This is a genomic window from Flavobacterium quisquiliarum (assembly GCF_019308285.1).
Classification (GTDB): Bacteria; Bacteroidota; Bacteroidia; order Flavobacteriales; family Flavobacteriaceae; genus Flavobacterium; species Flavobacterium quisquiliarum.
On record NZ_WWEM01000031.1, the window covers coordinates 292,416 to 314,589 of the forward strand.

Consider the following 22,174-nt stretch of genomic DNA (forward strand, 5'->3'; position numbering starts at 1 on the left):
AAAAATCGGAGCAGTGAAAAAAAAATATTTTTTTTCACTGAAGATTCTAAGATGCTGAGTAGCTAAGATTCTAAGCTTTTTACAGCAAAACTAAATAAAATAAAATCTTAGCATCTTAGTAACTTAGAGACTTAGTATCTTCGCAAAAAATCCAAAAACCACTTTATTTCGTATCTAACGAAAAAACCAATTAAATTTAACTATGAAATCAAAATTTATTGCCTTGACAGTTTTCTTGTCAATTTTTTTAAGCTCGTGTAACACGGTTGATGATTTGTTAAGCTTCAACATTTCTAATTCAACTTCGATTAAAATCCAGAGTACTTCTCCAATCAATCTTCCTTCGGAAATAATCACTCCGGAAGTTACAACCAATTCTTCAGCTGAATTTGAGAACAACAAAACAAAAGCAAGTTTAGTAAAAGACGTAAAAATCAGATCGTTAAAATTATCTATTTCTGATCCATCAGATAAAACTTTTACTTTTTTAAAATCAGTTCATATCTTTATTTCAACAACAAATTCGGATGAAATCGAATTGGCTTATCAAGACAATATTAATGTCTCTACAAATTCAATCGATTTGATTTGTACAGATAAAAGATTAGATCAATACATTAAAGCAGACAGCTACAAAATTAGAACTCAGGTAACTTTAAAAGAAACCTTAACAAAAGATGTTACTGTAAAAGCAGACATGAAGTTTAGAGTTACTGCAGATCCGTTTTAAAAAAGGTTCAAAGTGACAAAGCAACAAAGGTTCAAAGGCAAAAAAGAGTAAAAAACTTTGCGCCTTTGAACCTTTGTTACTTTGTATCTTTAAAAAAGAAATCTTTTCCTTAAATTTATAGAACTATACCAATATTACTTTTACATCCTAACCACATGTATTTAAAATATAGTATTAAGAAAGTAAACTAAACCAAAGCCAATGTTTATACTATCGAAATATTAATTTTAAAAATATAATCATGAGTAAAATAGTTGCTGAACAATTAGTTGACATGTTGGTAGAAGCTGGAGTAAAACGCGTTTATGCGGTCACTGGCGACAGTTTAAATCATTTTAATGATGCAGTTCGCAAGAGTGGCAAGATAAAATGGATTCATGTTCGGCATGAAGAGGTTGGAGCTTATGCTGCAGCAGCCGAAGCCGAATTAGATGGTTTTGCGGTTTGCGCTGGAAGCTGCGGTCCCGGCCACATTCATTTAATAAACGGATTGTATGATGCACATCGCTCTCATGTTCCTTTATTAGCAATCGCTTCCACGATTAATACAGGCGAAATGGGAATGGATTATTTTCAGGAAACCAATACCATTAAACTCTTCGACGATTGCAGCCACTACAATCAAATGATTATGACGGCCGAACAAGCACCTCGTATTATACAAACAGCCATACAACATGCTTTAGGCAAAAAAGGCGTTGCTGTTATTGGTTTGCCTGGAGATGTTTCTCAATTAAAAGCGGTTGAAAGCAATATTTCAACACAATATTTCCATTGTAATCCTGTCATTAGGCCTTCAAACAACGAATTGCAACAATTAGCAAAAGTAATCAACGAAAGTACCAAAATAACTTTATTCTGTGGTATTGGAGCGAAGAAAGCACACGATCAGGTTGTGCAATTATCACATCATATCAAAGCTCCTGTTGGATATTCTTTTAGAGGAAAAATGAGCATTCAGCCTGATAATCCTAACGAAATAGGAATGACTGGTTTGCTGGGTCAGCCTTCTGCATATCACAGCATGCACGAGTCTCATTTGGTTTTATTATTAGGAACTGATTTTCCGTATGATAAATTCATGCCTTCCGACAACAAAATTATTCAGATTGATACCAGTACAGAACGTTTAGGAAGAAGAGCCAACCTTTACATGGGATTATGCGGCGATGTTGCAGATACGATTGAAGCCTTATTACCTCTTTTAGAATCTAAAACCGATGATAGTTTTTTACAAGCACAGCTTAAATTATATGCCAGCGTAAAAGAAAACATGAATACCTATATTAATGACAATGGCGGAGAAGACACTATCCAACCCGAATATGTGGCTCATCTAATAGATAAATTGGCTTCTCAAGATGCGGTTTTCACTGTAGATACAGGAATGACCTGTGTTTGGGGAGCGCGTTTTATTAAAGGAACTGGAAAGCGAAAAATGTTAGGTTCTTTTAACCACGGATCGATGGCTAATGCAATGCCAATGGCAATTGGCGCATCTTTAGCACATCCAGAAAGACAAGTTATTGCAATGTGCGGTGACGGAGGTTTATCTATGCTCTTAGGCGATTTAGCAACGATTCATCAATATAATATTCCTATCAAAATTATTGTTTTTAATAATCGTGCTTTAGGAATGGTAAAACTCGAAATGGAAGTGAATGGTTTACCCGATAACGAAACGGATATGGTAAATCCTGATTTTGGTTTAATTGCTCAGGCGATGGGATTTCAGGGCATAAATGTTCACAAACCTGAAGAAGTTCAAGGAGCAATTGAGAATGCTTTTCGTCATAACGGGCCAGTTTTATTAAACATCTTTACCAATCCGAATGCACTGGCGATGCCTCCAAAAGTAGAATGGGAACAAGTTATTGGCATGGCAAAATCAATGACCAGATTAATGCTGGGTGGTAAAATGGAAGAAGTTTTAGATACCATTAAATCCAATTACAAACATTTAAAAGAAGGCATCTAAGCTTAATTAAAAAACTATGGATATAAATACCACAAAATCGTACACCAAATACTATGTAATTGCATGGATATTTGGTTTGATTTTCTATTTTTTAGATTATGTAATACGATCTGCTCCGGCAGTCATGTTTCCAGAACTTTCGCAGAGTTTTTCTGTTAATGAAATCAGGTTAGTAGAAATCATTGGAACCTATTATTATACTTATTCGACCTGCAGTTTAATAGCCGGGATCGCTTTGGATCGATTTGGAGCAAAATATTCTCTCTTTGCTGGAGCATTCATTTTAGGAATTGGCTGCTTGCTATTTATGATTTCTAATCAGTTTAGTGGTGTTACTGGTCGGTTATTTCAAGGTGCTGGATGTGCTTTTGCTTTTCCAGGCTGCGTATATCTTGCCAGTAAAGGATTCTCTTCAAAATCACTTGCCACTGCAATTGGTTTTACACAATGTCTCGGGATGCTTGGAGGATCGGCAGGACAATTTGTTGTAGGCCCTTTGATCGAAGAAGGTATGAATATCAATAACTTTTGGCTCTTCAGTGGAATTTTTACGATCATTGTCGCTTTTGGACTTTGGTTCATAACTCCTGCAAATGCGGTAGATAAAAATACAGCAAAGAAACAGAGTCTGCTAGAACCGTATAAAATTGTTTTTAGCAATCCGCAATCTTGGTTTTGTGGTATTATTTCGGGACTTTTGTTTGCCCCAACAACTATATTCGCGATGACATGGGCAGTTGATTTTTTCCAGAAAGACCGTACGTTTGACTTTCATACCGCTACAATTTCGAGCGCAATGGTCGCTTTTGGCTGGGTATTTGGGTGTCCGTTATTAGGATATATTACTGATAAGATAAACAAACGAAAACCTGTCTTAGTATTTGGCGCTTTAATGATGATTCTCGCCTTATTACAGCTGCTATATTTTCCAAATATATTTCCAGCTAAATACAGCATGTTTTTATTAGGTTTAGCATCTGGAGCTGCCATGATTCCTTATTCCATAATTAAAGAAGCTAATCCTGATAATGTAAAAGGAAGTGCTACTGGAGCTATTAATTTTATAACTTTTGGAGTAACAACACTTTTAAGTCCTCTATTCAGTCATTTATTCGGTAAAACACTACATAGCACAATAGATAAAACAAATCATTTTCAACAAGCTGGTCTTTTTTGGATTGTTGGAATCACAATAGCTATTTTAATAAGTTTTCTACTGAAAGAAACAGGAGAAGCGAAAAAGCCAGATAAAATTAGTGTTTAACTCAATAAGATGAGATCAATATTTATTGATCTTATCTTATTCTTTTGTAACAACTATCGAAGCTTTAAATCCAGCTGCAAGATTATCCCAATAATCGCTTGTCACCATGTATCCCTTATCATCAAACACTTGAATTTCTGCTGTATTACCTCCAAGTGTTCCTATATTTAAAGCTTCGAAATCGAGTTTATTAAAGCCTTGCACTAAATTAATTTTTACTTGCTGGAAATTAGCATCCAATAAAATTTTATCACGGATTACATAATCATTTGAAGACACTTTCACTAAATCTCCATCAATTGCTCCAAAGTCACGAAATTTTACTATAAAATATTCCGATTGAGTTTTAAAATTTCCAAGTGAAATATTTTTCTTGACTAAAACTCCTCTGCCTTCTCTTAATCCAGCATCTTTTAAAGCTTTATCCAAATCTTTCTCCATTTTTGCTACATAACGATCTCCAGGATTAGCAAAATCGGTTTCGGTAGACATCGTAAATTTACTTTTTTCTTCTCCAATCTGAAATTTCGACTTTGGAGTTATAGTGGTGTTTTCAAAAACATTTGGCGTTTTAATAGCTGGAATATCATTTAATTCTGCCTGCGGATCTTTGACCTCAGGAATTGGAGTTTTTTTAGGTTTTGCACTAAACTTTGGAGCTGGAATAGCCTTGAATTTAGAATTAAACTCACCTTGGGCTGATACTGACAATGCAGTAAAAAATAATATGAAAAATAAAATATGCTTCATTGAATACGTTTTTATCGAATCGGCTTTTATAATTAATAGTCCAGCATCACAAAAATAAAACAATTTAGTTAGGCACTGCAACTTTAGGACTTTTATAACATTAAATTAAGCTAATTTTTGGAATCAAAAAACCTGCCAAGATTTTTTGCTTTGTAAAAATAATATCCTAGATTTTAAAATGCTAAATTCCAAAAACTACCTTTATAAAAGCATTCAGCATTTTGATAATTAACAACTTATTCTTAACTTCAAGACTTTATTTTACCATTTATAAAACCTCAAGAAAATGGATTATATTGATTATTACAAAGTATTAGATGTTACAAAATCTGCAACCGAAGCAGATATAAAAAAAGCATACAGAAAACTGGCTCGAAAATATCATCCTGATCTGAACCCAAATGATAAAGAAGCTGAAAAAAAATTCAAAGAAATTAATGAAGCTAATGAAGTTCTAAGCAATCCTGAAAACCGAAAAAAATATGACAAATATGGAAAGGACTGGAAACATGCTGATGAATTTGAAAAGGCTGGTTATGATCCAAATCAACAACAATATTCTAGACAGCAAAGTAACGGCGGGCAAGGTTTTTCTGGTTTTGAAGGAGGCGATTTCTCAGGAAGTGATTTTTCTGACTTCTTCAATTCCATGTATGGAGGAGGCAGAAGCAGATCGCAGTCAAAATACAGAGGACAGGATTTTAATGCCGAATTAGAATTGGATTTAAAAGCAGCTTACACCACACACAAACAAAACTTAACGGTAAACGGAAAAAACATTAGAATTACGATTCCAGCAGGTGTTGAAAACGGACAGATTATTAAAATCCCAAATCACGGTGGACCTGGAGTAAACGGAGGTCCAAATGGTGATTTATATATCACTTTTTTAATTGCAAATAATTCTGATTTCAAACGTGAGGGCAATAACCTATATGCCGAAGCACCACTTGACTTGTATACAGCGATTTTAGGAGGTGAAACGTATATCAATACTTTTGATGGAAAAGTAAAAATTAAAGTTCCCGCAGAAACACAGCCCGGTACGAAAGTAAAACTGAAAGGAAAAGGTTTTCCAGTTTATAAAAAAGAAAATCAATTTGGTGATTTGTACATTACTTATACCATAACACTTCCAACAAAATTGTCGGATAAAGAAAAAGAATTATTTGAAGAATTAGCAAAACTCAGAAGTCATGAAAAATAAAAATTTAATCCAGATAAAACAGTTTTGTATTTACCATGAAATTGAAAATACTTTTATAACCGAACTCAATAATTATGGACTCATTCATATTATTACAGAAGAAAATGACGAATATCTGGAGCCAGAACAACTTCCAACAATAGAAAAAATGATCCGAATGCATTATGACCTTAAAATTAATCTGGAAGGAATCGACGCTATTGCACATTTATTAAATAAAATCGAGACCTTACAGCAAAATTTAAATATGGTACAAAATAAGCTTCGTATTTATGAAGAAAGACAAAGCGAATAACAATTGAAATATCACAAAATAGCTTGATTTCCGTTTTGATTTCAAGCTTTTTTTAATCCCTTTCAAAACCATAATTCTTAAATTGCGGCAACTTTAATTAACCTGAATTTGCTTTTAAGACAAATTCATAAAACATAAAAAATGAAAAGAGAAAACATTTTAACTGGATCTCCGTGGGAAGACAAAATGGGGTATTGTCGTGCGGTTAGAATCGGAAATATTATTGAAGTTTCTGGGACCGTAGCTATTGTCGACGGAGAAAAAGTAAAAGCTAATGATGCTTATGCTCAAACTTATAATATTTTAGAGCGAGTTGAAAAAGTTCTGGAAGATTTAAATGTAAGTATGAAAGATGTCATTAGAACAAGAATTTTCACTACAGACGTTTCTACTTTTGAAGAAGTTGCCAGAGCACACTCTGCCTTCTTTAAAGATGTAAAACCAACTACAGGATTTTACGGAATCAGTAAATTAGTTGCACCAGAATATTTGGTTGAAATCGAATTTACTGCTGTAGTATAATTTTTTTCTGCCACGAATTTCACGAATTATTTAGCACTAAAAGAATTCAATTCTTTAAATTTGTGACTCGAGCGACAGCGAATAGACGAAGTAATTCGTGGCAAAAAAATATACTCAAAATCTAAAATGACTTCCCAAAACTCAAAACAATTCCTGCTTTCTCTTCCAAAATGGATTATTATCTGTGCTTTAATTGGTATATTTTCAGGATCTGCTTCTGCTTTTTTCCTAGTTTCTTTAGAATGGGTAACGCAGTTTAGAATTCATCACGACTGGATTATATGGCTTTTGCCTATCGGCGGATTTCTGGTTGGAGCGAGTTATTATTATTGGGGAGAATCAGTCATAAAAGGAAACAATTTACTTTTGGAAGAATACGAATCTCCCAAAAAAGTTATTCCGTTCAAAATGGCTCCTTTAGTACTTTTAGGAACTTTACTTACACATTTATTTGGAGGTTCTGCTGGACGAGAAGGAACTGCTGTCCAAATGGGAGGTGCAATTGCCGATCAATTCACAAAATTCTTCAAACTCGATAATTCAGAACGTAAAATTTTAATTATTCTCGGAATCAGCGCGGGTTTTGCTTCTGTTTTTGGAACACCTTTAGCGGGCGCTATCTTTGCTCTGGAGGTTTTATATTTTAGTAAAATCAATTTTAAAAGCATTTTACTTTCATTCTTAGTTGCCTACGTTGCTTATTTCACAGTAGAATTTTGGGAAATAAAACATACACACTACAGTATTCCTGATGTTCCTGAATTTACTTTAAACAATATCCTTTTTACACTCATTGTTGGAATTTTATCTGGATTCGCTGCCTTATTATTCTCAAGAAGCACTCATTTTTGGGGTTCTATTTTTTCTAAAAACATTAAATATCCACCGCTTCGTCCTGTAATTGGAGGGATCATTTTAGCCATAGCTATTGCAGGACTTGGATTCACAAAATTCTCTGGATTAGGAGTTCCTGTAATTGTTGATTCTTTTTCCAATCCAAACGAATGGTATGATTTTCTATTAAAAATCTTATTTACCGGATTCACTTTAGGAGCCGGCTTTAAAGGCGGAGAAGTAACTCCATTATTCTTTGTTGGAGCAACTTTGGGAAGTGCTTTATCTATTGTGATTCCGATGCCGATTGCACTTTTAGCAGGAATCGGATTTGTTGCTGTTTTCTCTGGCGCAACCCACACTCCTATTGCATGCACCATTATGGGAATGGAATTATTTGGAATTACTCCAGGATTATTCATTGCTATTGGATGTGTAATTGCTTATTTTTCTTCTGGTTCTGTAGGCATTTATAAATCTCAGATTGTAAAAGGTGCGAAATATAAGTTATATCAGAGATTTCTTTAAAATATTTAGTCCCAGTCGCAGTTTTCGGTCACAGTCTATACTTTCGCAAATAAAGCGTCGAAAACTGAAACAAAAACAAGAAGACGAATGGACTGAGACTGAAAACTGTGACTGAGACTGAACACTGCGACTGATTACTAAAAATATTTTCAGCATTACATTAAAAAAATGTAAATTCGCACACTATGAAAATACAAGACATTCAAGCGATTCAAGAATTACTCGCAACCCCAAAAAAAATTGTTATCATTCCGCACAGAGGACCTGATGGCGATGCAATGGGCTCTACATTAGGATTATACCATTTTTTAATAAAAAACAATCATCAGGCAACTGTTATGGCGCCGAATGATTTCCCTAACTTTTTAGCTTGGCTTCCAGGATCTGAAACAGTTAAAATATTTGAAAAAGACAATGAAAACTGCACCAAGATTTTGGAAGAAGCAGAATTAATTTTCACTCTTGATTTTAATGCATTTCATCGCACGGGCGAAATGATGGAGCACACACTAAAAAAGCTTACAGCGCCGTTTATAATGATTGATCATCATCAAAAACCTGATGATTATGCAGCTTACACGTATTCAGATACTTCATTTGGATCAACCTGTGAGATGGTTTACAACTTTATCAGTTTCTTGAATAAAAAAGAGGATATAGATAAAACAATCGCAACTTGTATTTATACTGGAATCCTAACTGATTCGGGCTCGTTCCGTTTTCCTGGAACAACAGGAAATACACATAGAATTATTGCCGAATTGATCGATCTTGGAGTCGAAAATACTCAGATTCCAGTGTTATTATTTGACAACAGCTCTTTCAGCAGATTACAGTTATTAGGCCGAGCTTTGCAAAACATGAAGATTTTTGAAGAGCATAAAACTTCTTATACAACACTTACACAAGAAGAACTGGATTCTTTTAATTATGTTAAAGGAGATACAGAAGGAATTGTTAATTATGGTTTAAGTATAAAAGATATTGTTTTTACTGCTATTTTTATCGAAAATAAAGACGAAGGAATTATCAAGATTTCATTCCGTTCACAAGGCGGTTTTGACGTTAATCAGTTTGCCAGAGACCATTTTAATGGCGGAGGCCACAGCAATGCAGCAGGTGGAAGATCTGAAACTTCGATGGAAGAAACAGTAAAGAAATTTGAAGATTTAGTAACAAAACTAAAATTATAGCCCTATCATGAACAACCTAAAACTTACTATTTACAGCTTACTATTTGCTGTTCTGCTCATCAGCTGTAAGCATCCTGAGGAAGCCAGAAGACCTATTTCAAGAGCTTCGGGAACATTCATGAAAAAATCTGCTGACCGCAACAAAAAACTAGTGGCCAGCGAAGAAGATGTCATCAAAAAAATCATCAAAAGCAATCCGAAAGTAAAATACTATGCCACTCCAAAAGGGTATTGGTTTAATTACGAAGAAAGAAACGAAACGGAAACTGCTGCACCAAGAAAAGGTGATATTGCTTACTTTAATATGGAAGTAAAAGATATAAAAGGGAATATCATTTATTCTGATTCTGATCTTGGTCCGCAAACTTATTATGTAGACAAACAAGATATCATGATGGGACTTCGTGACGGAATCAAAAGAATGCATAAAAACGAGACTGTAACCTTTTTATTTCCATCACACAGCGCTTACGGCTATCATGGGGACAACAAAAAAATTGGCACAAACGAATCCTTAATCGTTACGGTTACGCTTAGAAATTTTGTCCCAGATCCAGCAGCTCAGACAACCGCAACTGGAAATCAGACTACAAAAGCAGCTACTCCAAAACCTGCAGCACCAAAACCTGCAGCTCAAGCAAAAAAAGACACATTAACTCAATAAAAACAATATCTTAAAATGAAAAAGAGTATTTTATTATTACTAATAGCCGTTAGCTCATTTTATTCTTGTAAAGACGATCACAGCAATCTTCCTGATGGTTTATATGCTGACATCGAAACAAACAAAGGTCATATCATTGTAGAATTAGATTATAAAAAAGCTCCCATTACTGTAGCCAACTTTGTAACTCTGGCTGAAGGTAAAAACGAATTTGTAACACACGAAAACCTAAAAAAGAAACCGTTTTTTGATGGTTTAAAATTCCATAGAGTTATTGAAAATTTCATGATTCAAACAGGTGATCCATTAGGAACTGGTTCTGGAGATACAGGTTATAAATTTAAAGATGAATTTTCAGATTTAAAATTTGACAAAGCTGGTGTTTTGGCAATGGCAAACAATGGTCCTGGAACAAACAGCAGCCAATTTTTTATTACACATGTTGAAACGCCTTGGTTAGATAACAAACACACTATTTTTGGTCATGTAGTAGATCAAAAAACACAAGATGTAGTAAACAAAGTAGTTCAAGGCGATAATATTATCGCTGTAACTATTATTAGAAATGGAGAAGCTGCAAAAAAATTCGATGCTGTAAAAGTATTTCATGATTACTTCGTTGACATTGCTAAAGAACAAAGCAAATACGCAGCGGTTCAAAAAGAAAAAGTAGCTTATTATGCTGCTTCTAAAGCAAAAGCAACTAAAACAGCAAGCGGTTTAGAGTATGTAATTACAGAAAAAGGTTCTGGTGCAAAACCTGCCACTGGAAAGCAAGTATATGTAGCTTATGCCGGCTTCCTTGAAGACGGAACTTTATTCGACACTAGCATTGAAGATATTGCAAAACAATTTGGCAAATTTGATCCTGCAAGAGCAGAAGCAAAAGCATATAGCCCAATTCCATTTACTGCTGGAAGCAAAACTGGTTTAATTCCAGGATTTATCGAAGGTCTTGAACAACTTTCTTTTGGAGATAAAGCAATTCTTTTCATTCCAAGTCATTTAGCTTATGGAGAAACTGGTGCTGGAGGAGGTGTAATTCCACCAAATGCTAATATCATTTTCGAAGTTCAATTATTGGAGAAACCATAAAAAAGTCAATAATCATATACTTAAATTTGAAAAGTAATGAAATTTAAATTCTTATTTTTATTCTGCTTAGCAGTAGTAAACATTCAGGCACAAACAAAAAAACCAGCTACAAAACCAGCTGCCAAAACAACTACAACTGCAAAACCAGCCACAAAACCAAGTACAAATCCAGGCGATGGGATCTTTGCAACGATTTCAACTTCAAAAGGAGATATTGTCGTTTCTTTAGAATATACGAAAGCGCCCGTTACGGTTGCGAACTTCATCACTTTGGCTGAAGGAAAAAACCCTTATGTAAAGGTAGAACGTTTAAAAGGAAAACCATTTTATGACGGTTTAAAATTCCATAGAGTAATCAACGATTTCATGATTCAGGGTGGAGATCCGCAAGGAACCGGAGCTGGAGATCCTGGATATTCATTTAAAGATGAATTTGTAGACGAATTAAGATTTGAAAAAGGTGGTGTTTTAGCAATGGCTAATTCTGGTCCTGCTACAAACGGAAGCCAGTTTTTCATTACTCATAAAGATACTCCTTGGTTAAACGGAAAACATACTATTTTTGGACATGTAGTTTCTGGAATGGACAATGTAAATAAAATTGTTCAGGATGATATCATGACTAAAATTACTATTACACGAAAAGGCGCAGCTGCAAAGAAATTTGATGCTGTAAAAGTTTTTAGCGATGAAATGAAACAAGGAGAATTAAAGAAAGAGGAAGCTAAAAAAGTAGTTACTGCAAAAGCTGCCTATTTTAAAGACACAAAAGCAAAAGCAACTACAACTGCCTCTGGTTTAAAATATGTAATTACAAAAAAAGGAACTGGCGTCAAAGGCGCTGAAGGATCAACTATTTATTTCCACTATGCTGGATATTTTGAAGATGGTAATTTGTTCGACAGCAGCATGGCTGAAGTAGCAAAAGCATACGGAAAATATGACGCTAACAGAGATAATGCTGGCGGTTACAAAGCCTTTCCTTTTGCCGTTGGAAAAAAAGACGGTATGATTCCTGGTTTTATTGAAGCGCTAGATATGATGACAGATGGAGAAAAAGCAATTTTCTTCCTTCCTTCAAATTTAGCTTATGGTGAAAAAGGCGCTGGTGGTGTAATTCCACCAAATGCAACTCTAATTTTTGAAATTGAAACGTATCAAAATCAGCCTTAATAACTTAGCCAAAAGAAATTTTAATTCTTTGTAAAATATAAAGCCATCAAAAAATAAATTTGATGGCTTTTGTATTTTAGAGAATTCATAATTCAATGCTTTTATATTCAATTTTATTACTAATAAAATATTATTATCAACATAGTACGATAAAATCCTAAACAAAATGACTTACCTTTGCCGGCTTAATTTTTTTAAATCAAATAAATCATGACGTCACAAAATAATATATTAAAAGGTGTGTTTTTCGTTGCTTTAGGCGCCACAACGTATGGAATGCTGGCTACTTTTGTAAAAATGGCCTATTCTGAAGGATACACAACTGCAGAAGTAACGACCTCACAATTTATTTATGGAATTACAGGTATTCTCTTGATTAATCTTTTTCAAAGAATAAAAAACAAAAATCAAACAGTAAAAGCTACTCCAAAAAATATTTTCAGTTTAATGCTTGCAGGAACTTCATTAGGAATGACAAGCTTATTTTATTATCTAGCTGTAAAATATATTCCCGTTTCGATCGGAATTGTTCTCTTAATGCAGACCGTTTGGATGGGAGTTTTATTGGAAATGATTCTAGAAAAAAAACTGCCTTCAAAGCAAAAGGTCATTGCTGTATTCATTGTGCTTTTCGGAACCGTTTTAGCCACCAATATTATGAAAAATGATATTTCATTAGATTGGCGCGGTTTAGTTTGGGGAATCTTAGCTGCTGCTTCTTTCACCACCACTATGTTTACTGCCAATCGTGTCGCAACCGAAATTTCATCTGCACAAAGAAGTTTGTATATGCTTTTGGGAGGTTCAATTATTGTATTTTCATTCGCTTTAGCCACTCAGGAAACAACCTTTAATCTTGATATTTTTCTTAAATGGGGAATTGTACTGTCCTTATTTGGTACTATTATTCCGCCAATGTTAATGAATCTTGGTTTTCCTTTAACTGGTATTGGATTAGGAAGTATTGTTTCTGCTCTAGAATTGCCTGTTTCGGTTATGATGGCATTTGTTCTCCTAAACGAAAAAGTAGTCTTTTCTCAATGGATTGGAATTGTGTTAATTATATTTGCCATAATTATTATGAATGTAAATTTCAAGCGAAAAAGATAACCCAAAATAAGCATTTTCAAAAAAAACTTTCTTGTAATGCAATAATTGTTAATTTTTTTTATAAATTCGTGATAAACAATTAGATATCATGACTTCACCCTGGCATTTATATTTAATGGCTATGCTTTATATATTGGCAGGAATCAATCATTTTAGAAAACCTGGAATGTATCTTAAAATCATTCCTCCCGCATTTAAGAACCCCAAATTAATAAATATTTTAAGTGGTGCTGCCGAAATAATTTTAGGCATCCTCCTAATCCTGCCTTTTACAAGAAGTTTTGCTGCTTGGGGAATTATAGCCTTATTAATAGCTGTATTTCCTGCAAATGTGTATATGCTTCAAAATAAAAAAGCAGGTTTTGGTCTACCAAGATGGATTTTATTTGTACGTTTACCTTTACAATTAGTTTTGATTTATTGGGCTTACCAATATATTTACTAACATTCATTAACCATTAAATTATTTTATTATGAAAAAATTATTTGCAGAGTTTTTCGGAACTTATTGGCTTGTTTTTGGTGGTTGCGGAAGTGCCATTTTTGCAGCTGGTTATCCAGAACTAGGAATCGGTTTTGCTGGTGTTGCACTTGCTTTTGGTCTAACAGTAGTAGCAATGGCGTATGCAGTTGGACACATTTCTGGAGGACATTTTAATCCCGCAGTTTCTTTTGGATTATGGGCAGGAGGAAAATTTCCAATTAAAGATCTTGTTCCGTATATAATAGCTCAATGTATTGGAGCAATCGCAGCTGCGGGTACATTGTATACTATTGCATCTGGAAAAGCTGGTTTTGCAATTGACAACACTAAAGCTGGAGCATTTGCATCAAATGGTTTTGGAGCATTTTCTCCCGACGGTTATTCTTTACAGGCTGCTTTTATTGCAGAATTCGTCCTTACCTTGTTCTTTATTTTAATTATTCTTGGTGCCACAGACAAATTTGCCAATAGTAATTTTTGCGGTATTGCGATTGGTTTAACACTGACTGTAATCCATTTAGTCAGTATTCCAATTACAAATACTTCTGTAAATCCTGCAAGATCACTTTCTCAAGCAGTTTTTACGGGAGGCGAACCATTATCTCAAGTCTGGCTTTTTTGGGCCGCGCCAATTTTGGGTGCAATCGTGGGAGGATTCATTTATAAAAATCTATTAACGCAAGAAGGAGAACCCGAAAAAATAGTTTTATAAAGATTAATTCATAATAAAAATTACTGTATAATTTATTTTAAAAGAGAAAATCAGATATATTTATATTTGATTTTCTCTTTTTTTGGATAAAATCAAAAAGAAAAATAGTGTTCCAACTAAAACATTAGTATATATGAACGAAATTATTTCTTACTTCAGTACAATTCCATCTTCGCACAGAAGCCTGATTCTTGTTGGTGGCATCACCATTTTCTGGCTTATTGAAAATTCCTTTCCGCTGTTCCGAATGCAGTATAAAAAATGGCCGCATGCAGGAATAAATTTCTTTTTTACCTTCACGACTATTGTGGTCAATTTCATTTTAGCTTTTATTCTAATCAGAACAGCAAATTGGACAATCGAAAACCATTTTGGCCTTTTACAATGGATCTCTCCAATGCCAATCTGGCTTTACACCATATTAGGATTATTACTTCTTGATTTAATTGGCGCTTATCTGGCGCATTATGTAGAACATAAATTCAAATATCTGTGGCAGTTTCACTTAGTACATCATACAGATACTTGGATCGACACGACAACTGCTAATAGACATCACCCTGGTGAAAGTGTTATCCGATTTGTATTTACTACTTTAGGAGTTTTAATAATCGGAGCGCCAATGTGGATGGTTTTTCTGTATCAATCTCTATCTGTTGTAGCTTCACAATTTAATCATGCTAATATTTCGCTTCCTGAAAAGTTAGACACATTCCTAAGTTATTTCATCGTTTCTCCCAATATGCATAAAGTACATCACCATTATGTTGTTCCCTATACGGACAGTAATTATGGAAATATTTTCTCTATTTGGGACAGGCTTTTTGGAACTTTTACATCATTACCTAAAGAGCAACTTATTTACGGTGTAGATACCCACATGAAACCTGAGGAAAACAACGAGTTAAAGAATCTGCTAAAAATACCATTTCAAAAATCAAGATCTTTCAAAAACAGTTAAAATCAGTAAAAAAATTAGACCCTGTTGAACCAACATATTATTTTTTTTTTTAATATTGATACAGAAATTGAAAATCAATCTATTAATAATTAACACCCTATTTTGAATTAATTTTCACGAGATGAAAAAGAGTAGCCGCAAAGAATTGACTCCGGAACAATCTGAAAAACTTGTTTCGTTAGCTTTAGAAGAAAGAAATCCATTTGAAATTATAAAAAAAGAATTTGGATTAGCCGAAAAAGAAGTCTTGGAAATCATGAAGAAGAAAATGCCTCTTGAAAAATTTGAGATGTGGAAAAAGAAGGCAATTGCAAACAAACCAAAACCAAAACCAATAAAAATAGATGATTTTGATGAAGATTTGGATGGAAAGTATTATATAAAAAATAAATTCGACTAAGATTTAAAGCTCCTGAAAAACAGGAGCTTTTTTTTATTTTTTAAATTAATGTAATTTTTTAGTAACTTTTCGATACTTTTTGTGTCAAATACAATTAACTAAACATAGACAAATGAAGAAAATACTTTACACCTTAGCTCTAGCGGTAACCTTTTGGAGCTGTAAAACCGGTAGCAATGGAGCCGCTAAAAGCAATACAGTAGAAGTGAACATTAATTTAACTGACGTAAAAGACGACAAAGTTTTAGTTACTGTTACTCCGCCAGCCATTAAAACAGACGAAATTGTTTACAGTATTCCTAAAACTGTTCCTGGAACTTATTCGACAGATAACTACGGTAAATACTCTGAAGATTTCAAAGCTTTTGATGCTAAAGGAAATCCACTTACCGTAAAAAGAATTGATGATAATTCTTGGTCAATCTCAAATGCAAAAACTTTAAAAAAAATCACTTATTTGGTAAACGATACATTCGATACTGAAAAAGGAACTGGATTTGGAAACGATGATGTTTTCTCTCCTGCGGGAACAAACATTGATGCTGGCAAAAACTTCATGGTAAATACACATGGTTTTGTAGGTTATTTTCAAGACAAATTAGATGTTCCTTACAAAGTTACCATTACACATCCTGAAACACTTTGGGGAGCAACTTCTATGACAGACGAGGATGCAAGCAATACGTCTGACGTATTTAAAACTCCTCGTTATGCGGTTTTAGTAGAAAATCCAATTATGTATGCTAAACCAGATTACACTACATTTAATGTAAATGGAATGGATATCCTTATCGCTGTTTATTCTCCAACAGGAAAATATACTGCCGAAAGCATCACGCCAGAAATGAAAACGATGATGACTGCTCAGAAAAACTTCCTAGGCCCAGTAAATGCTACTAAAAAATATAGTGTTTTAGTATATTTATCAAGCATGGCTAAAGACGATGCACATGGTTTTGGAGCTTTGGAACACCCAACTGCTACAACAGTAGTTTTACCAGAATCTATGCCTAAAGAAAAATTGGTAGAAACAATGAAAGATGTGGTTTCTCATGAATTTTTTCATATCGTAACGCCATTGACTATTCACTCAAAAGAAATTCAGTTTTTTGATTATAATGCACCAAAAATGTCTGAGCATTTATGGATGTACGAAGGAGTTACAGAGTACTTTGCAAACCTTTTTCAAATCAACCAAGGTTTGATCGACGAAGCGGAATTCTACACTCGTATTGCTGATAAAATTGAGCAGGCTAAACAATTAAATGATACGATGTCATTTACTGTTATGAGTAAAAATGTATTAGAACAGCCTTATAAAGATCAGTACTTAAATGTATATCAAAAAGGAGCTTTAATCGGAATGTGCATTGATATCATCATCAGAGAGAAAAGCAACGGAGAAAGAGGCATTTTAGATTTGATGCATAAATTATCTAACGAATATGGTGTTGAAAAACCATTTAACGATGAGGAGCTTTTCGCAAAAATCACTTCTTTAACGTATCCTGAAGTTGGTGAATTCTTAAACAAATATGTAGCGGGAACAACTCCAATTCCTTACGATTTCTATTTAGCAAAAGTTGGTGTTACAAAAACAACTACGAAAAAAACTGGAAATCCTTTCATTAAAGGACAAATTCCAAACATTACTATCGACAAAGCGACAAAAGAAATTGCTGTTCGTCCAGAATCAGAATCAATTGAATTCTTCAAAAACCTTAACTTAAAAGGCGGTGATAAAATTTTATCAGTAAACAACAAATCATACAATTTGGATAACATTTATGATTTGATTACTGAAAGTGAAAACTGGAAAGAAAATGATCCAATCACTTTAAAAATTAAACGTGGAGCAAAAGAAGAAACGATTAAAGGAACTGTGAAATTACCATACGAAGAAGCTGAAACTTTTAAAGCAACTGATGCTTCAAAAGACAAACTTAAAAACGCATGGTTAAAAGGATAATTTCTTTTAAAGCATAAAAAAAAACCGACAAGTGATTGTCGGTTTTTTTATGCTTTTATTTCTTCACAGGAAATTTCCAGTCAAATTCATCTTTATCATTTATGATTGCTCCTATTTCGAATTTTACCACTTCATCAAATTCTGTCTGCAAAATAAACCAATTGTCTTCGTTAAAATAGTTTTCGAAAGTATCAAAAGTTTCCTGATTGTATTTTGTTATTCCTTTTGTTGCCAAATCTTTCTTTACATCTTCAATTTTTCTTCCGATTAATTTAAATCCGAAAACTTCTAGATTATTACTTGAAGCTACAATATAACCTAATCTAAAATCTTCTTCTTGATAAAATGTCAATCGTGCTTTGAGTGCATTGTACACAAAAATTACGTTCTCGTCTTCATCTTTATAGTTTTTATCAGGTTTTCCTAAAGCCGTTGTTACATCATGCTGCTTCATTCCGAAAAGCAGTTTATCAATTCCTGATTTTAAATTTATTTTCATACTTACTTGTCTTTATTTGAAGTGCAAATTTCGTGAAGTTTTTTTGTTATTTGCCACGAATTCACGAATTATATTAATTAATGTATCCTTTTGTCAGGCTGAGCGAAGTCGAGGCCTTTTCTCGTTATAATAGCCCTTCGACTTCGCTCAGGGTGACATTTACTAGGTTTGTAAAAAAACTTAGCTTCTTAGTATCTTAGCATCTAATATTTCTTTTTATTAGGCTTATTACTCATATAAAATGTAATTTTTCCGCCATTCATCACATCTTCATGTTTTAAAAATGGTTTGTCTAAAGGTTTTCCATTCAAAAGTACTTTACTCACAAATACATTTTTATCAGACTGATTTAACGTTTCGACTTCAAAGCTTTTTCCGTTTTCTAAATTGAAAACACCTTTCTTTACCAGTGGACTTCCCAAAGCATATTCATCAGAACCTGGCGCAACAGGATAAAACCCTAAACTGCTGAAAATATACCAAGCGCTCATTTGTCCAAAATCATCATTTCCGCCTAAACCATCTGCTCCATTTCGATACATTTTTTTCAAAATCATTCTGATTTTATCTTGTGCTTTCCATGGAGAATCAGTCCAATTGTATAAATACACAACATGGTGAGAAGGTTCGTTTCCATGAACGTAATTTCCAATAATTCCGTCTCTGGTAATGTCTTCAGTATTTTCAAAATATTTATCCGGAAGATGCATATTGAATAACGAATCTAAACGAACTTTAAACTGGTCATTTCCTCCCATCATTTTAATCATTTCTGATGGATTATGAGGAACGTACAAACTGTAATTCCACGAATTTCCTTCTATAAAACCTTGTCCATGCGTATCCAAAGGATCGAACTCTTTTTTAAAAGTTCCGTCAGCTAATTTGGGACGCATAAAACCCGTTTTGGCATCGTAAACGTTTTTATAGTTTTCAGATCTTTTAATAAATTCATTATAAATATCCGTTTTCCCAAGTTTCTTTGCCGCTTGCGCAATCGCCCAGTCATCATAAGCATATTCTAAAGTTTTAGAAACCGAAGCTCCGTTTTTATCTTCTGGAACATAACCTTGTTTCATATAATATCCTAATCCGTCGTAATAAGGCACTTTTGCAGTATTGACGCAGGCTTGAAGTGCTTTCTCTGCATCAAAACTAATATTACCTTTTACAATCGCATCTGCCACAACAGAAACAGAATGATAGCCAATCATACACCAGTTTTCATTAGCATAATGTGACCAGATTGGCAGCATCTTATGAACGCTCTGATCAGAATGCGCTAACATCGAACTAACCATATCTGCATTTCGTTGTGGCTGGACAATATTAAAAAACGGATGCAAAGCACGATACGTATCCCAAAGCGAATAGCTGGTATAATTCGTAAAGTTTTCTGCTCTATGCACATTCATATCCAAACCTTTATAACTTCGGTCTAGATCCATGTATTCTGTTGGACCAAGGAATGCGTGGTACATCGCGGTGTAAAAATTGACCAAATCTTCTTTTTGAATTGTTTCTACCTGAATTTTATTCAATTCTTTGTTCCAGATTTCCTGACTTTGTTTTTTTACTTTTTCAAAATCCCAGTCAGGAATTTCTTTTTTCATGTTTTCTAAAGCTCCTGCAGAACTCACTGGAGACAAAGCCATTTTTATCTTGATTTTTTCTCCTTCATTAGTATCAAAATCAAAGAACAATTTTAGATTTTGTCCTGCCATTTCAGGGAAATTTTTGGTTTGGTCAAATCTTCCCCAAAAACCTCTGTAAACACTTTTTTCCTGCGTGGCTTGTCCGTAGCTTTTAATTGGTTTACTGAAAGACATGGCAAAATAAACAGTACGAGTTCTCGCCCATCCATTAGTCTGGCGGTATCCTGTAATCAAAGTATCATTTTCTACTCGTACAAAAGTCCAAACGTTCTTTTTGTCGTAATTATAAATTCCAGAAGTTAAATCCAAAATAATATGTGCTTCATCCGACTTTGGAAAAGTATATTGATGCATTCCCACGCGGGTTGTTGCCGTCAATTCTGCTTTGATTTTATGATCTTCCAAAAAGACACTGTAATACGCTGGTTCTGCTTTTTCAGTTACATGTGAAAATGCCGATCTATAACCCGATAAAGGTTTTGAAGCAACACCTGGATTTAGTTGTAATTTTCCCGTTGTCGGCATGATTAAAAAATCACCTAAATCAGAATGCCCTGTTCCGCTGAAATGCGTGTGGCTGAACCCTACGATTGTTTTATCTTCATACTGATATCCAGCACAATATTTATAAACTTCTCCATTATATTTTCCGTTTAAGCTGTACGCGATGGTATCTGTTTCAGGACTTAACTGAACGCTTCCAAAAGGCACGGTTGCACCAGGATAAGTATGCCCCATTCTTGCCGTTCCAATCATTGGATCAACGTACTGAATTAGATTTCGTTTTTCATTTACTTTATTCTGGGCTTTTAAATTAGGCTTAGAACCAAGCATTAAAAGAGATATTCCCAAAAGAAAATTTATACGGTTAATTGTAATCATTTTATAGTTCTTCTTATTTTTTTGATTTAATCTAGAAAAGTACAACAAAAACTGTTTTAAAAAAACATTATTTTAATGCCACTCACAAGGTTTTAAATATCTTTGATATACTAAAAGTATATCGCCAAACATGAAAAAGTATATTTTAATTTTTCTTTCTTTTCATTCGACATTCCTTTTCTCTCAAAAAATTGAGAGTTATAAATTAAGTAAACAAGAAATCCACGAAAGAGAACTTGAAAATACAACTGATTTCCCTATTTACAGCGCTTTTGAATTTCAGGATAAAGGCGGTGTTTTTGAATTGGTTTTAGCCGAAAATCAAAAAAAAATCTTTGAAAAAGATACTTTAAATACCAAAATACAGGCCATTTGTGTAGTAAATGATCACGGTGGTTTTCTTGAAAAATGGCGAATTAATGATTTATTAGAAAATTACGATCCGAAAGAAACGAATATTTGGTTCTGGACAAAATACTGTACTACTACAGATCTTGATGGAGATGGTTATACTGATCCCGTTATTGTATATGGAAGCAAAACGGAGTATGGAGAAATAAGACGCGTAAAAATTATTACAGTTTACAAAAACAAAAAATATGTAATTCGCGCGGTGGAATGTGATCTAGATTATTGCAGAAGTTTCAAAAAAGATCAAAATTGGAATACGCTTCCGCAGAAAATCAAAACGTATATCGATCAGTTAGTAGTAAAACTTAGAAAAGAACAGAATTTGATTTTGAAAGATGGATAGTTGAAATTCCTATTTCAAAAACTTCAAATTTAAAACCTGAAACTTGAAACAAAAAATCTACTCACTCATTTCATCGTAACGTTCTGGAACTTGCGGATCATAAAGCGGGCATTTAAATTCTTCCATGATATCTACTAGTTTATTCATGGTTTTTCCTTCTGTGCCGTAACAGTCAATTTTTACGCTTTGCGACGTTGTGATGACTTGAAAAGCTCCTTTTCCTTTTGGATTTTTCCAGCTGTCTTCGTCAACTCTTTCCCAATCTGAAAAAATAGAATTGATTCTGTTTACAATTACTTCTGTCTGAAGAACGGCCAAACCTTCCACTTCTTGTTTTTCAATAAGTGCTTCATAAACTTCCTGATTGTTCAGGTAAATTTCGTCTAGATATCTCCAAAAAAGTAATTCGTACATAATTCTACAATTTATAAATAGAGACACACTTTTGTGTGTCTCTTAGATTATTTCAAACAAAAGATCAAACCTTTGTAACTTTGAACCTTTGCCTCTTTGTA

Annotated in this window: 22 protein-coding genes; 18 read left to right on the forward strand and 4 right to left on the reverse strand. The window is 33.8% G+C overall.

The genetic code is table 11. The features are described 5' to 3' along the window. The first annotated feature begins 202 nt into the window (after positions 1 to 202). From GSY47_RS13585 to GSY47_RS13595, 3 genes are all read left to right on the forward strand, one after another. Positions 203 to 730, forward strand: coding sequence for a hypothetical protein (locus GSY47_RS13585; RefSeq protein WP_179007365.1), 528 nt, complete (start codon positions 203 to 205; stop codon positions 728 to 730). Between the two features lie 241 nt (positions 731 to 971). Then, positions 972 to 2,708 carry a thiamine pyrophosphate-dependent enzyme gene (locus GSY47_RS13590; protein WP_179007362.1) on the forward strand — a complete coding sequence of 579 codons (1,737 nt, stop codon included), beginning with the start codon at positions 972 to 974 and terminating at the stop codon, positions 2,706 to 2,708. 16 nt (positions 2,709 to 2,724) lie between these two features. Then, positions 2,725 to 3,972, forward strand: coding sequence for an MFS transporter (locus tag GSY47_RS13595; protein WP_219071409.1), 1,248 nt, complete (start codon positions 2,725 to 2,727; stop codon positions 3,970 to 3,972). Positions 3,973 to 4,008: 36 nt separating this feature from the next. Here GSY47_RS13595 and GSY47_RS13600 read toward each other — a convergent pair whose 3' ends face one another. Next, on the reverse strand, positions 4,009 to 4,722 hold the full coding sequence (locus GSY47_RS13600) for a hypothetical protein (protein ID WP_179007356.1): 714 nt from the start codon (positions 4,720 to 4,722) through the stop codon (positions 4,009 to 4,011). 286 nt (positions 4,723 to 5,008) lie between these two features. On the opposite strand from GSY47_RS13600, the gene GSY47_RS13605 reads away from it, so the two are divergent. The 14 genes from GSY47_RS13605 (at position 5,009) to GSY47_RS13670 (ending at position 17,869) form a co-directional block, all read left to right on the forward strand. Continuing rightward, positions 5,009 to 5,929 carry a DnaJ C-terminal domain-containing protein gene (locus GSY47_RS13605; protein ID WP_179007353.1) on the forward strand — a complete coding sequence of 307 codons (921 nt, stop codon included), beginning with the start codon at positions 5,009 to 5,011 and terminating at the stop codon, positions 5,927 to 5,929. After that, positions 5,919 to 6,224: a chaperone modulator CbpM gene (locus GSY47_RS13610; RefSeq protein ID WP_179007350.1), complete on the forward strand. Its 306-nt coding sequence runs from the start codon at positions 5,919 to 5,921 to the stop codon at positions 6,222 to 6,224. The genes GSY47_RS13605 and GSY47_RS13610 overlap by 11 nt, the downstream gene beginning before the upstream one ends. A 141-nt stretch (positions 6,225 to 6,365) precedes the next feature. Beyond that, entirely contained in the window at positions 6,366 to 6,746 is a 381-nt protein-coding gene (locus GSY47_RS13615; protein WP_179007347.1) for a RidA family protein, read from the forward strand. Positions 6,747 to 6,872: 126 nt separating this feature from the next. Further along, positions 6,873 to 8,108 carry a chloride channel protein gene (locus GSY47_RS13620; RefSeq protein WP_179007343.1) on the forward strand — a complete coding sequence of 412 codons (1,236 nt, stop codon included), beginning with the start codon at positions 6,873 to 6,875 and terminating at the stop codon, positions 8,106 to 8,108. A 185-nt stretch (positions 8,109 to 8,293) separates the two neighbouring features. Beyond that, positions 8,294 to 9,301, forward strand: a complete 1,008-nt coding sequence (locus GSY47_RS13625) for a DHH family phosphoesterase (protein WP_179007340.1) — start codon at positions 8,294 to 8,296, stop codon at positions 9,299 to 9,301. 7 nt (positions 9,302 to 9,308) lie between these two features. Beyond that, positions 9,309 to 9,965 (forward strand): gliding motility-associated peptidyl-prolyl isomerase GldI, encoded by a 657-nt coding sequence (gene gldI, locus GSY47_RS13630; RefSeq protein ID WP_179007337.1) that lies wholly within the window; start codon positions 9,309 to 9,311, stop codon positions 9,963 to 9,965. Between the two features lie 15 nt (positions 9,966 to 9,980). Beyond that, entirely contained in the window at positions 9,981 to 11,060 is a 1,080-nt protein-coding gene (locus GSY47_RS13635) for a peptidylprolyl isomerase (RefSeq protein ID WP_179007334.1), read from the forward strand. 36 nt (positions 11,061 to 11,096) lie between these two features. After that, complete coding sequence (locus GSY47_RS13640) at positions 11,097 to 12,233, forward strand: peptidylprolyl isomerase (protein ID WP_179007331.1); 1,137 nt, start codon at positions 11,097 to 11,099, stop codon at positions 12,231 to 12,233. A 210-nt stretch (positions 12,234 to 12,443) separates the two neighbouring features. Continuing rightward, the gene (locus GSY47_RS13645; RefSeq protein ID WP_179007329.1) at positions 12,444 to 13,343 is read left to right on the forward strand and encodes an EamA family transporter; all 900 of its coding nucleotides are present in this window, start codon (positions 12,444 to 12,446) and stop codon (positions 13,341 to 13,343) included. Positions 13,344 to 13,431: 88 nt separating this feature from the next. Beyond that, on the forward strand, positions 13,432 to 13,788 hold the full coding sequence (locus GSY47_RS13650; RefSeq protein ID WP_179007327.1) for a DoxX family protein: 357 nt from the start codon (positions 13,432 to 13,434) through the stop codon (positions 13,786 to 13,788). A 28-nt stretch (positions 13,789 to 13,816) separates the two neighbouring features. Then, positions 13,817 to 14,539, forward strand: coding sequence for an aquaporin Z (gene aqpZ, locus GSY47_RS13655; protein ID WP_179007325.1), 723 nt, complete (start codon positions 13,817 to 13,819; stop codon positions 14,537 to 14,539). Between the two features lie 133 nt (positions 14,540 to 14,672). Further along, positions 14,673 to 15,500, forward strand: a complete 828-nt coding sequence (locus tag GSY47_RS13660; protein WP_179007322.1) for a sterol desaturase family protein — start codon at positions 14,673 to 14,675, stop codon at positions 15,498 to 15,500. A 121-nt stretch (positions 15,501 to 15,621) separates the two neighbouring features. Next, entirely contained in the window at positions 15,622 to 15,900 is a 279-nt protein-coding gene (locus tag GSY47_RS13665) for a DUF2805 domain-containing protein (protein WP_179007319.1), read from the forward strand. A gap of 112 nt (positions 15,901 to 16,012) precedes the next feature. Further along, positions 16,013 to 17,869 carry a M61 family metallopeptidase gene (locus tag GSY47_RS13670; protein WP_179007316.1) on the forward strand — a complete coding sequence of 619 codons (1,857 nt, stop codon included), beginning with the start codon at positions 16,013 to 16,015 and terminating at the stop codon, positions 17,867 to 17,869. A 55-nt stretch (positions 17,870 to 17,924) separates the two neighbouring features. On the opposite strand, the gene GSY47_RS13675 is transcribed toward GSY47_RS13670, so the two are convergent. Both GSY47_RS13675 and GSY47_RS13680 read right to left on the reverse strand, forming a co-directional pair. Next, on the reverse strand, positions 17,925 to 18,368 hold the full coding sequence (locus GSY47_RS13675; RefSeq protein ID WP_179007313.1) for a hypothetical protein: 444 nt from the start codon (positions 18,366 to 18,368) through the stop codon (positions 17,925 to 17,927). A gap of 203 nt (positions 18,369 to 18,571) precedes the next feature. Beyond that, positions 18,572 to 20,905, reverse strand: a complete 2,334-nt coding sequence (locus tag GSY47_RS13680; protein ID WP_179007310.1) for a GH92 family glycosyl hydrolase — start codon at positions 20,903 to 20,905, stop codon at positions 18,572 to 18,574. Positions 20,906 to 21,035: 130 nt separating this feature from the next. On the opposite strand from GSY47_RS13680, the gene GSY47_RS13685 reads away from it, so the two are divergent. Next, positions 21,036 to 21,659, forward strand: coding sequence for a M949_RS01915 family surface polysaccharide biosynthesis protein (locus tag GSY47_RS13685; RefSeq protein WP_179007307.1), 624 nt, complete (start codon positions 21,036 to 21,038; stop codon positions 21,657 to 21,659). 57 nt (positions 21,660 to 21,716) lie between these two features. Here the strand turns inward: GSY47_RS13685 and GSY47_RS13690 are convergent, their stop codons facing one another. Then, positions 21,717 to 22,073, reverse strand: a complete 357-nt coding sequence (locus GSY47_RS13690) for a hypothetical protein (RefSeq protein ID WP_179007303.1) — start codon at positions 22,071 to 22,073, stop codon at positions 21,717 to 21,719. Between the last annotated feature and the right edge of the window lie 101 nt (positions 22,074 to 22,174).